This is a genomic window from Rhizobacter sp. AJA081-3 (genome assembly GCF_017795745.1).
GTDB lineage: Bacteria > Pseudomonadota > Gammaproteobacteria > Burkholderiales > Burkholderiaceae_C > Piscinibacter.
This window is the reverse complement of the sequence record NZ_CP059067.1, coordinates 3,627,863-3,639,862: the sequence shown is the minus strand read 5'-3', so window position 1 is coordinate 3,639,862 and position 12,000 is coordinate 3,627,863. Positions and strand designations below refer to the sequence as shown.

The 12,000-nt window shown below is 71.1% G+C and carries 8 protein-coding genes and 2 pseudogenes; 6 read left to right on the top strand and 4 right to left on the bottom strand.

Annotated elements, in window-relative coordinates:
• Positions 1 to 4: 4 nt before the first annotated feature.
• The gene (locus tag HZ992_RS17400; protein WP_209383081.1) at positions 5 to 427 is read right to left on the bottom strand and encodes a globin family protein; all 423 of its coding nucleotides are present in this window, start codon (positions 425 to 427) and stop codon (positions 5 to 7) included.
• Between the two features lie 143 nt (positions 428 to 570).
• Here HZ992_RS17400 and HZ992_RS17395 point away from each other — a divergent pair, with 143 nt between their 5' ends.
• The 6 genes and pseudogenes from HZ992_RS17395 to HZ992_RS17365 all read left to right on the top strand — a co-directional run bounded on the left by HZ992_RS17395 (position 571) and on the right by HZ992_RS17365 (position 7,504).
• Complete coding sequence (locus HZ992_RS17395; protein WP_209383080.1) at positions 571 to 2,340, top strand: diguanylate cyclase; 1,770 nt, start codon at positions 571 to 573, stop codon at positions 2,338 to 2,340.
• Positions 2,341 to 2,476: 136 nt separating this feature from the next.
• A pseudogene (locus HZ992_RS17390) lies at positions 2,477 to 4,363 on the top strand (TonB-dependent receptor plug domain-containing protein); the annotation flags it as partial.
• A 184-nt stretch (positions 4,364 to 4,547) separates the two neighbouring features.
• On the top strand, positions 4,548 to 5,102 hold the full coding sequence (locus HZ992_RS25830; protein ID WP_245213087.1) for a YfiR family protein: 555 nt from the start codon (positions 4,548 to 4,550) through the stop codon (positions 5,100 to 5,102).
• Positions 5,099 to 5,938, top strand: coding sequence for a CHASE sensor domain-containing protein (locus tag HZ992_RS17380; RefSeq protein ID WP_209383078.1), 840 nt, complete (start codon positions 5,099 to 5,101; stop codon positions 5,936 to 5,938). The genes HZ992_RS25830 and HZ992_RS17380 overlap by 4 nt, the downstream gene beginning before the upstream one ends.
• A pseudogene (locus tag HZ992_RS26170) lies at positions 5,935 to 6,921 on the top strand (ATP-binding protein); the annotation flags it as partial. The gene HZ992_RS17380 and the pseudogene HZ992_RS26170, both read left to right, overlap by 4 nt.
• Positions 6,922 to 6,952: 31 nt before the next feature.
• Positions 6,953 to 7,504, top strand: a complete 552-nt coding sequence (locus tag HZ992_RS17365; RefSeq protein WP_209383077.1) for a response regulator — start codon at positions 6,953 to 6,955, stop codon at positions 7,502 to 7,504.
• A gap of 44 nt (positions 7,505 to 7,548) precedes the next feature.
• Here HZ992_RS17365 and HZ992_RS17360 read toward each other — a convergent pair whose 3' ends face one another.
• The 3 genes from HZ992_RS17360 to gspF all read right to left on the bottom strand — a co-directional run bounded on the left by HZ992_RS17360 (position 7,549) and on the right by gspF (position 12,000).
• Positions 7,549 to 8,559: an AAA family ATPase gene (locus tag HZ992_RS17360; RefSeq protein WP_209383076.1), complete on the bottom strand. Its 1,011-nt coding sequence runs from the start codon at positions 8,557 to 8,559 to the stop codon at positions 7,549 to 7,551.
• An 82-nt stretch (positions 8,560 to 8,641) separates the two neighbouring features.
• A complete protein-coding gene (locus tag HZ992_RS17355) occupies positions 8,642 to 10,789 on the bottom strand; it encodes an ATP-binding protein (protein ID WP_209383075.1) in 2,148 nt (715 codons plus the stop codon).
• Positions 10,786 to 12,000 (bottom strand): type II secretion system inner membrane protein GspF, encoded by a 1,215-nt coding sequence (gene gspF, locus HZ992_RS17350; RefSeq protein WP_209383074.1) that lies wholly within the window; start codon positions 11,998 to 12,000, stop codon positions 10,786 to 10,788. Before gspF ends, HZ992_RS17355 begins: the two co-directional genes overlap by 4 nt.

The window sequence follows — 12,000 nt, the reverse complement described above, 5'->3', positions numbered from 1 at the left end:
GGCGTCAGGCCGCGCGGCGCGCCTGGCCGGCGGCGGCCATCATCGTCGTGCTGACCAGCGCGTACATCGCGCCCCAGGCCTCGCGCGTGGCGTCGTCGAAGTCGGCGCCCAGGCCTTCATCGAGCGTCGCCATCAAGGCGAGGCCGACGCTGCGGTAGTCGCCTGCCTGCACGCCATAGCCGGCGTGGCGCGCGCCGAGCTGGGCCAGCACCGGCACCAGCGATTCGGGGCGGTCGAGCAGCTTCACCGCGGCGCCCATCATGTCCATCAGCTTGCGGCCCTGGCTGCGCAGGTCGCCGATGAACAGGGGCCGCAGCTCCGGCGATTGCTTGAAGAGCTTGCGGTAGAAGAGGGCGGCGGCTTCGTCGGCCATGGGTGCGACAAGCGCGAAGCTGCGCCGGATCAGGTCGGTCTGCTGGGGAGTCATGGCGGGGTCCTGGCATGGGGTGCGGCCTCGGTGAGCCGCGGGATGCACAGCTTCGCCGGCCCGTGTCGCAATGCCGTTTCAGGCGCGTCGCCGGACGGTTTCCTTTGTTGTGGCCGGGCCGCTGCCCTCAAGTGCGCCGACGCATGGCCGATGACTCCCGGGTGAAGCGCCCATTTGTCCGTCTCTGGTGGCTGTTCCTGCTGTGCTGCCTGGCGGTGTTGCCGGCGGCGGCTCAGCCCGTGGCGCTCGATGACCAGACCCTCTCGGTCGAGGCCTGGCCGTCCGTCACGGTGCTGAGCGACCCCTCGCACACGTTGACGCTCGCTCAGGTGCTGGCGCGGCGCGATGAATTCGTCACCCCCGGCGGCCCGCATGCCAACCTCGGCCCGCGGCAGGATGCGGTCTGGCTGCGCGTGCCGGTGACGCTCGCCGCGACGGCGCCGCGGCGCTGGGTGCTGTCGGTCGACTATGCGTCGATCGACGAGCTGGCGCTGTATGTGCCGAGCGGCGGCAGCGCCGTCTCCGCCAGCAGCGTGCCGATCGTCATGGGCCGCGCCTTGCCCTTCTCTCAGCATCCGTTGCCCAGTGCCTGGCACGCCGCCGCCATCGAGCTGGAGCCTGGTGGTCACCACGAACTGCTGCTGCGGGTTCGCACGCACAGCTCCATGGTGCTGCCGATCACGCTGACCACGACGCAGGCCTTCCATGCCAGGGAGGCTCAGGCCCAGGTGCTGCAGGGCCTGCTCGCCGGGGCCATGCTCTGCCTGCTGCTGTACAGCCTGTCGCAGTGGGTCAGCCTGCGCGACAGCATGTTCCTGAGCTATGCCGCCACCATTGCCGGCACGGGGCTGTTCTTCGTCGCCTACTCCGGGATCGGGCCGCAGCACCTGTGGGGCGACCATGCGGTCCTGAGCCTGATCGTCGCGCCGCTGTCGGTGCTCGTGGCCATCGTCGGCGGCTGCCTGTTCGTCGATCGGGTGCTCGCGGTGCGCGAACTGCAGCCCTGGATTTCGAAGGCGCTCAAGTCGGTGGCGGCTCTGGCCGCGGTGCTGGCCCTGGCGTTCGTGCTTGGCGCCATCGACTACCGCAGCGCGCAGCGCCTGGCCACCGTGCTCGGCCCGTTGCCGATGCTGCTGGCCATCCCGGCGGGCTGGCAACGCGCGCGTCGGGGCGACCGCATCGGCCTGTACATGCTCATCGGCTGGGGGGCCTATGCCCTGTCGACACTGACGATGGCCGCAGTGCTGCGCGGCTGGGTCGGTGCGAACTTCTGGACGCTGCATGCCTTCCAGCTCGGCGCGATGTTCGAGATGACGATGTGGATGCGCGTGCTGGCCGTGCGCATCGAGGACCTGCGCGCCTCAGCGCAGCGCGCGCACCTGGAGCGCGATGCCCTGCGTTCGCTGGCCCACACCGATGCGTTGACCGGGCTGCCGAACCGGCGCGGCCTGGCCGAGGTGCTGCAGCGGGCGCTGCCGCCGGCGCGGCCCGAGCGCATGACGGCGGTGTTCCTGCTCGACCTCGATGGCTTCAAGCCGATCAACGACCGTCTCGGCCACGACGCCGGCGACGAGGTGCTGGTGGGCGTGGCGCGGCGACTGGAGTCGCTGCTGCGCGGCAGCGACACCGTCGCACGGCTGGGCGGCGACGAGTTCGTCGTCGTGGCCAGCGGCCTGGCGAGCGATGCCGACGCGCAGGCGCTGGGCCGCAAGCTGCTCGAGGGCTTCCGCGAGCCCTTCGTCGCCGCGCGTCAGCCCTGCAGCGTGGGGCTGACGATCGGCTACGCGCTCGCGCCGTCGGACGGTGACGACGCGCTGTCGCTGCTCAAACGTGCCGATGCCGCCATGTACGCCGGCAAGCAGGCCGGCAGGCACTGCCTGATGCGTGGCCAGCCCTCCGTGGGCCTGGCGTGAACGCCGCCGCCATGTCGCGAGGCGGCGCGTGATTTGTGGCCGCATCACAGCGCTTTTCCATGCGTCATCACGTGATGACATTGGACAGACTATGACGATATTCAGTTGAAGCGTCGCCCCGAAAGAAGGCTGTGAGATGAACCTGTCACGAATCAAGTGCGACATGCGCCCTGCCGCCCTGGCGGCCCTGACCTTGGTCGCCACGGCCCTGCCCGCGTCGGCCGCCCAGCTGGCCGACCTGCCGCTCGAAGAGCTGATGCGCATCGAGGTGGTGTCGGCGTCGCGCAAGACGCAGCGCCTGGCCGACGTCGCAGCCTCGATGCACGTGATCACGTCGGACGACATCCGTTCCAGTGGCGTCCGCAGCCTGCCCGAGGCTTTGCGCCTCGTGCCCGGCATGGACGTGGCGCAGCTGTCGGCGTCGCGCTGGGGCGTCTCGACGCGCGGCTTCACCGGGCGGTACGCGAACAAGCTGCTGGTTCTGGTGGACGGCCGCAGCGTCTATTCGCCGATGTTCTCCGGCGTGCTCTGGGAAGCCGAGCGCGTGCCGCTGGACAACATCGAGCGCATCGAGGTGCTGCATGGCCCGGCGGGATCGATCTGGGGCTCGAACGCCGTCAACGGTGTCATCAACATCATCACCAAGCCGGCCGGCGAGACGCAGGGCACCTATGCCGACGCTGCGGCCGGCGATGGTGGCCGCCGGACGCTGCGCGTGCGGCACGGCGGTGCGGGCGACGGCGGCAGCCAGTGGCGCTTCGGCGCGATGGGCGACACCGGTGACAGCGGTCGCGGCGCCGATGGGATGGATGCGAACGACGCGTTCCGCCAGAAGATGGCCGACGCGCGATGGGACCGCGACTGGGGCGCCGACTCCCGCAGCACGCTGGAGGCCCAGGTCGTCAGCTCGACCTCGGACGAGCAGCAGACCGACGGCAGCTACCTGCCGCCCTATCTCACGACGATTCCGATCCAGCTGCGCTACGACCGCACCCTGCTGGCCGCGCGGCACGAAACCAAGCTGTCGCAGGACCTGTCCCTCTCGCTGGCCGCATCGTTCGCCGCGGAGCGCATCCGCCTGGGCGAGCGGGTGCGCGCGCAGCCCACGACCGTGGCCACCGAGGCCAACGCCGTGTGGCGCCCGGCCGGGGCCCATGAAGTGACCTTCGGTGGCGGACTTCGCCACCTCGATCTGCCCGCGGACGCGACCGACTGGATCACGTTCAACCCGGCGCAGCGCCGCGGCTTCGAGTGGAGCCTGTTCGCCCAGGACGAATGGGTGCTGTCGCCAGGACGTTGGCGCGCCACCGCCGGCGTGCGCGTCGACCACGATCTCTACACCGGCTCCCATGCGCAGCCGAACCTGCGCCTGTTGTTCACCCCGGCCGAAGACCTGGCGATCTGGGGCGGCATCTCGCGCGCCAGCCGCACGCCGGCGCGTGGTGAGCAGGACGGCATCATCAAGCTGACGGTGCTGCCGCCGGGCACGCCGCAGAACCCGGGACCGCTGCCCATCCAGCTGCTCAACGGCAACGGCCAGAGCGGCAGCCCGCAGGTCCGGCGCATCCTCGATGCCGCCGAGCTCGGCTTGCGCACGCAGGCGAGCCAGTCCCTGTCGTTCGATGCGACGGTGTTCTGGCACCGCCTCAGCGACGACACCGGCGCCGCCGTCCCCGACACGGCGCCGGTCTTCGTGGCCACGCCCGTTCCCCACCTCGAGCTCGGCATGCTCAGCCGGACCTACGACGTCCGGCTGCGTGGCCTCGAGGCGGCGGCGGACTGGCGCCCGGCCCCGGGCTGGCGACACCAGATCGGGCTGAGCCACCTCGACGTCACGGGGCCGGCAGACGCCACCACGTCGGGCCTGGACCGCCAGCTCTACGCCACGCCGAAGTGGCTGGCGCAATGGCGCAGCGTGATCGACCTGGCCGCCGGCTGGCGACTCGACGCGCGCGTTCGCCATGTCGGCCAGCGCGGCGCGCCGTCCGAACCATCGCAGCACGTCGACGCCTACACCGCCCTGGACGCCACGCTGACCGGCGCGTCAACCCGCTGGCCGAGCTGTCCGTCGGCGGCACCAACCTGCTTCGGCCGGCGGTCGTGGAGTTCTCGCCGGACTTCGGCCTGGCCAGCGCCACCACCGTGCCGCGCCGCGCCTTCCTGCGCTGGCGGCAGGCCTTCTGAGCGGGCTGCGCGAAGCGCTCCTCATGAGACTCGGCGCCCGTTGGCGTTACCGGCTCGGCGCGGCCTGCGCCGGCCTCGCCGTGGCATCGGCTGCGGCAGCGCAGACACGCGTGGCCACCGAGTCCGAACTGAAGGCTGCGTTCATCTACCGCATTGCCCTGTTCGTCGAGTGGCCTGCGGAGAGCCTGCCGGCAGGTGCCCCGTTCCAGACCTGCGTGCTGGGCAGCGATGCAGCCTGGGCCGCCGCCTTCGCCACCATCGAAGGCAAGAAGGTGCAGGGCCACGCGGTCGGGCCGGTGCGGCAGCTGGCACGGGCCGAGGAGGCGCGGGGCTGCCATGTCGTGTTCTCGCCGGAACGCGAGTCCCGGCGCGCGGCGGTGGTGCCTGCGGGCGTGCTCACCGTCGGTGACGGCGAAGGTTTTGCACAGTCCGGCGGCGCGATCGGCTTCGTGCGCGAAGGCGCGCAGTTGCGCTTCGACATCAACCGCGACGCCGCGGCGCGCGCCCAGCTGCGCCTGCCGGTCGAACTGCTCAAGGTGGCGCGCAACGTCATCGACGGCGGAGGTGCCAAGCCGTGAACGCCACGGGAACGCTGTCCCGGCGGCTGCGCAGCGCGGCGATGCTGTCGATCGCTTTGGCGGTGACGCTCATCTTCGTGTTCTCGTCTCTGTTCGAGGCCTACAACGGCCGCCGGCAGGCGCTCGACGAGGCGCGCAGCGTTTCCGCTGTGCTCGCGCGCAACCTGCAGGGCGCGCTGGCCTTCGGCGACCGCAGCTCGGCCAGCGGCACCATTGCCAGCCTGGCGGCCGTGCCGGCCGTCGAGCACGCGGCGCTGTTCGATCAGGACGGGCAGGTGTTCGCCGAGTACCGGCGAGGCGCCGCAGGCGGCGAGGCGCCGCACGCCGCGCACGCCTTGCAGCTGCCCGCCGAAGTCCCCTCCGAGTCGCTCGACTGGCAGCGCATCGTGGTGGCCACGCCGGTGCAGGTCGACGCTCAGGTGCTGGGCACCCTGGTGATCGAGAAGGACCTGCTGCGGCTGTGGACGGCGCTGGGCACGCGGCTGCTGCTCGCCGCCGCCGTCGCGGGCGTGGCGCTGCTGCTGGGCACGCGCATGGCCGAGCGTGTTCACGGCGAGATCGTCGAGCCGGTGCGCGAGCTGGTGTCCTTCATGGACCAGGTCGCACGAGGAGACGGCTACCAGCTGCGCGCGCAGGAGAAGGGGCCGCAGGAGATCCGCCGCCTGTACGAGCGCTTCAACGAACTGCTCGCGCAGATCGGCCTGCGCGAGGCCGCGCTGTCGCGGCACCGCGCCGAGCTGGAGACGACAGTCGAGACCCGTACGCGCGATCCGCGTGGCCAGCGAGGCCGCCGAGGCGGGCGAGCCGGGCCAAGTCGGAGTTCCTGGCCAACATGAGCCACGAGATCCGCACGCCGATGAACGGCGTGCTGGGCATGATCGACCTGCTGCTGGACACGCCGCTGACCGAGCGCCAGCGCCACTTCGCACGGACCGCCTTCGGCTCGGGCGAGGCGCTGATGGCGATCCTCAACGACATCCTCGACTTCTCGAAGATCGAGGCCGGCCGCATGCGGCTCGAACGGCACAGCTTCGACCTCATCCAGGTCGTCGAGGAGACCGTGTCGCTGTTCGCCAAGCCGGCGCAGGCCAATGGCGTGGAGCTGCTGTGCCGCGTCGATCTCGGGTTGCCGCGGCGAGTCAGCGGCGACGCGCTGCGCCTGCGCCAGGTGCTGACCAACCTGGTCTCCAACGCCGTCAAGTTCACGATGCGCGGCGAGATCGTCGTGGCCGCGCGCATCGTGCCGGCCCAGGGCGAGCAGGGGCCGCGCGTGGAGATCTCCGTGCGCGACACCGGCCTGGGCATCAGCGAGGCCGCGCAGAGCATCATCTTCGACGCCTTCGAGCAGGCCGACGGCTCGACGACGCGGCGCTTCGGCGGCACCGGCCTGGGCCTGAGCATCTGCCGCCGGCTCTCGGAGCTGATGGGCGGCGGCATCTCGGTGCGCAGCAAGGCGGGCGAGGGCTCCGAATTCCGTTGCTGGTTCCCGCTCGAGCCGGGCGCCGAGGACGCGCCGGCCAGCGGGGCCTCGCAAGCGAGCATCGCGGGCGCCCGTGCCCTGGTCGTCGACGACAACGAGACGAACCGCCTCATCGTCGAGCACTACCTGCACGGCCTGGGCCTGGAGGTCGTGCTCAGTGCCGACAGTCGCGAGGCCCTGCGGCTCGTGCCCCAGGCGGCCGAAGAAGGCCGGCCGTTCGACATCGTGCTCACCGACCTGCACATGCCGCACATGGATGGCCTGAGCCTCGCGCGTGCGCTGCGTCGTGATGCGCGCAGCGCGCACCTGCCGATCGCCGTGCTCACCTCGCTGGAATCGACCTCCTACGCCGACATCGACGCGGAGCACCATGTGCGGGCCGCTGACCAAGCCGCTGCGCCGCCACCAGTTCGGCGACACCGTGCGTGCGCTGCTCGCGGATCCCGACGGCGCGCAGCCCGGTCGCGCAGTGGCCAGCGGGCGTGCGGGCAACGACGTCCCGGCCCTGGGACTGCGCGTGCTGCTGGCCGAGGACAACGAGGTCAACCAGCTGGTGGCTCAGGCGCACCTCGCTGCGCTGGGCTGCACGGTCGTCACAGCGGCCAACGGTCACGAGGCGCTGGGATTGTGGCGCGTGGGGCGATTCGACATCGTGCTGATGGATTGCCACATGCCGGTGCTCGATGGCTACGAGGCCTCGCTCGCGCTGCGCGAAGTCGAGCGGCTGTGCGGCGCGCGGCCCGTGCCGATCCTGGCGCTGACGGCCAATGCGCTGGAAGGTGCACGCGAGCGTTGCCTGGCGGCGGGCATGAGCGATCACCTCGCCAAGCCCTTCACCCGCGCGCAGATGGCCCAGGCTCTGCGGCGGTGGACGCGCGTCGATCCGGTGAACACGCAGGAGCCGTCGGAGCGCGGCGCCTGAGCTACCGCGCTGGCGGCCGAACGAAACCGATCGATTCGCGCCGGCTACTGCACGAAGCCGATCGCCCCGCGCTTGTGCCCGGGTTCGGGCAGGTCGCGCGGCAGCACATGGTCGCGGTGGTCGAGCTTGGCGTTGCCGAAGGCCGTCATCCAGGCGCGGCGCATCTCGCGCGGTGCCATCTCGGCCAGGCGGTCGAGCACCTCGGGCCGCGCCTGCGGCTCGAAGCGCGAACCCCAGTCGTGCTCGGCGCGGATGCCGTGGTACAGCTTGGCCGCGATGCGGCGCGCCGCATCGTGGTCGGGCGCCTGCACCTCGTAGACGTTCATGCGGTTGAGGATCGGGTCGGGGATGCAACGCGCATCGTTCGCGGTGGCCACCCAGATGAGCTGGCTGGCGTCGATCGGCACCTCGGCGAACTCGTCGGTGAAGGCCAGCGCGGTATCGTGCTCGAGCAGGCTGTACAGCGCGCCCAGCGGGTCGTAGGCGTGCTCGCCGCCGGCCTTGTCGATCTCGTCGACCACCATCACCGGGTTGGCGTACTGGCCGTCGACCAGGGTCTCGAACACCTTGCCGGGGCGTGCGCCCTTCCACTGGCTGCTCGCGCCGGAAAGCACCCAGCCGGCGGTCATCGAGCTCATCGAGATGAAGCCCATGCCGGTGCCCAGCAGGTGCGAGAGCGCCCGTGCGAAGTGCGTCTTGCCCACGCCCGGCGGCCCGAGCAGCAGCAGCGGTGTGATCTCCAGCGCGTCGCGGCTGTCTTCGCACAGCGCCAACTGCCGCTTCACGTCGTCGAGCACCTCGGCGAAGTTGGGCAGGTCGTCGTAGAGGTGGTCCATCACCGGCAGGCCCGAGGGCTTGACCTGAAAGCGCTCGGGGCCCTTCTCGATCATGCGCTCGTAGGTGGAGCGCAGGCTCTCGTGGTCCTTCGCCGGCAGCTTGTCGAGCCGGCGTTCGACATCGCCCATGCGGTAGACGCTGCGCATGTGCGCGATGGGTAGCCCGCTGCGCGGAATGCCGCCGCGGGGCACGGTCACCAGGTCATTCGATGAACTCATCGATCGCTACCTCCGGATCCATGACGTCTCGACTGTATTGAAGCAAAGCGTGCCACAACCGAGACATCGAACAAAACCCCAATCACGGGGCTGTTGCACGCATGACCCGTGCCAGAACCGCGGCGAACTGCAACTGATCGACCGGCTTCGTGAGAAAGTCGTCCATGCCGGCTTCGCGGCAGTCGTCGCGCGCATCGTCGTCGCTCGCGGCCGTCATCGCCACCACCGGAACACGGTGAAGCTGCAGCCGGGCCTCGCGCTCGCGCAGTGCACGCGTGCAGGCCAGGCCATCCATCACCGGCATCTGGCAGTCCATCAGCACGATGTCGAACTCGGCCTCGTTCAGGCGCTGCAGGGCCTGCGCACCGTCGCCGGCCAGCACCACGGTGGCGCCGAGCCGTTCGAGCAGCGCCTGCGCCACCAGCTGGTTGACGGGGTTGTCTTCGACCAGCAGCACCCTCGGGGGGCGAGTGCCATCGAGTGCCGTGCTGCCATCGAGATCCATGCGGGCGCTGTCCGGCGGGTGGCCGCTGATCGCGCGCTGCAGCGCATCGATCACGCGCGCGGGGGCTGCAGGCCGGTACACCGGCAGCAGCTCGCGCGGCAGCTGGCGCGCGTCCGCGCTCAGGCCGACGATCAGCACGCCGCGCTCGCCGCTCGACGCGAGCCGGTCGGCCCAGTCCGCCACGGACAGGCCGGCAGCGGGGAGTGCGCGGTCGTCGCACAGCACGATCTGCCGGCTGCCCGGCGCGTGCGGGGCGCCTGGCGCGGACAGCGCGTCGAAGGCCTCACAGACGCCGCCGTGTCGCTGCACGAGCTCGGTGAGGTCTTCGCGGCGGCTGCGCTGCGGGCTGACCACCTGCACCTGCACGCCGGCGAACAGCGCCGGCGCCGGCGCGGCCTGCGGGCTGTCGACCAGTGGCATCAGCAGCATGAAGCTGGAGCCTTGCCCAGCCAGGCTCTGCACCTCGATGCGGCCACCGAGCAACTCGGCGAGCTCGCGCGCGATCGCCAGGCCCAGGCCGCTGCCACCGAAGCGGCGCGTGGTCGACAGGTCGGCTTGCGCGAAGGCCTCGAACAGCCCGGCCACCTGCGCCCCGGTCATGCCGATGCCAGTGTCGCGCACCGACACGCGCACCCAGGCGCTGCCGTCGGGGCCACGCTCGGGCGCGGCGAACACGCGCACTTCGCCGGCCTCGGTGAACTTCACCGCGTTGCCCACCAGGTTGTGCAGGATCTGGCGCAGCCGCGCAGCGTCGCCGACGGTGGTCGGCGGCAGGTCGGCGGTGCAGTGCGACAGCAGCTCGATGTTCTTGACCTCGGCCTGCGCCGAGAACACCTCAGCCGCATCGTGGATCGCATCGTGCAGGTCGTAGCGGGCGTGCTCGACACGCATGCGGCCGGCCTCGAGCTTGGAGAAGTCGAGCACGTCGTTGACCAGCGCGAGCAGCGAGGCCGAGCTGCGCCGCAGCACCGACAGCACCTGGCGCTGGCCTTCGTCGAGCCGCGAGCCGCGCAGCAGCTCCGCGGCGCCGACGATGCCATGCAGCGGCGTACGGATCTCGTGGCTCATGTTGGCGAGAAAGCGGCTCTTCACCCGCACCGCGTCCTCCGCCTGCAGCCGCGCATGGTCGAGCTGCGCGAGCAGGGCGCGGCGCCAGCGGATGCCCATCAGCATCACGAAGCCGTTGACCAGCAACGCGCCGACGATCGCGACGTCGCGGCGTGCGGCGCCGAACAAGGCCGGATCGACAGGCACGACGCCCAGCAGGGACGCGAATTGCGCGACGAACACCGCCTCGAGGAGGATGAGCGCCGTCATCAGGATGCCGTCGAACAGTGCGCCGCCCTGCAGCAGCAGCACCGGCAGCACGCTGAGCCACCAGATCGCCGGGCCCAGCGTGCTGCCCTGCCGCAGCAGCCCGCCGGACAGGCCGAAGAAGGTGGTCCAGACCAGCAGCCGCATGCCCAGCACCGGCTGTGCGGTGCGCTCGGCGTGACGCCAGGCGAGCGCGGTACCTGCCACCACGCCGACGGCGAGGATGGCCTCCGGCCACAGGCGGCTCCACAGGTTGACGAGCAGGTAGACGCCGGAGAACGCGAGGATGAGGCTGGCGGTCAGGTTGAGCAGGCGCCGCGCCAGCTCCTGCTCCAGCGCATGGGCCGAGTCGACCGCGTTCGCCGCCCGGGCCGCGCCCGACAGATCGGACGACGGTCCCGGTGGCGTCATTTCACCCAGGTGTTGAGCTGGATGATCGGCAGCAGAACCGCCAGCACGATCAGCATGACCACCGCGCCCATCGCGACGATGAGCAGCGGCTCCAGGATCGTGGCCATCTGCATGGCACGGCGCTGCACCTCGGCACCCAGCTGGCGCGCGGCACGCTCCAGCATCACCGGCAACTGGCCGGTCTGCTCGCCCAGGCGGGAGAACATTGCCAGCAGGCCGGGGAAGCGCTTCTTGCCGGCCAGCGCCGAGGCCAGCGGCGCGCCTTCGCGCACCTGGATCAGTGCGTCCATCGCATCGGCGCGCATGGCGCGGTTGGACAGCGTCTCCGCCGCCGCCTGCAGCGCCTTGAGGATCGGCACGCCGGCGCTGGCCAGCATCGCCAGCGTGCCGGCGAAGCGCGCCGCGTTGTAGCCGCGCGAGAGCTTGCCGATCAGCGGCAGGCCGAGCCAGGCAGCGTCGAAACGCTCGCGGAAAGCCTCATTGCGCAGCATGAACAGCAACGTGCCCACACCTGCCGCAATGGCCAGCAGCAGCAGCCAGCCCCAGCTGCGCAGGAAGCCGCTGACGGCGAGCATCGCCACCGTGAGCGCCGGCAGCGCGCGCTTGGAGCTGGTGAACACCGAGGCCACCTGCGGCACCACGTAGGTGACGAGGAAGATCACGATCACCACCGCGATCAGCGAGACGATGGCCGGGTAGAGCGTGGCGCCGATCAGCTTGGCGCGCAGCTCCTGGCGCTCTTCCAGGTCGTCGGCGAGGCGCTCGAGCACCGGGCCGAGTGCACCGCTGGCCTCGCCGGCGGCGACCACGCCGCGGTACACGTCGTCGAACTCGCGCGGCGCGGTGGCCAGCGCGCGTGCGAAGGTCGAGCCGGAGTTGACCTCGCTGCGCAGGTGCGCCACCAGCTCGCGCTGGCGGTTGTCTTCGGCCTCGTCGGCCAGCGCCGTCAGCGAACGTTCGAGCGGCAGCCCGGAGCCGACCAGGCCGGCGAGCTGGCGTGTCCACACCGTCAGCCCGGTGTTGTTGAAGACGCGGCGCTTCAGGCTCAGTCCACCACCGCTGGTGCCCGAGGCCTCGACCTGCTTGACGTCCAGCGGCACCAGCGACTGGGCGCGCAGCTGCGCGCGTGCCGCCTTGGCGTTGTCGGCCTCCAGCAGGCCGCTGCTGGCCTTGCCGGCGGCGTCGAGGGCTTCGAACTTGTAGGCGGGCAC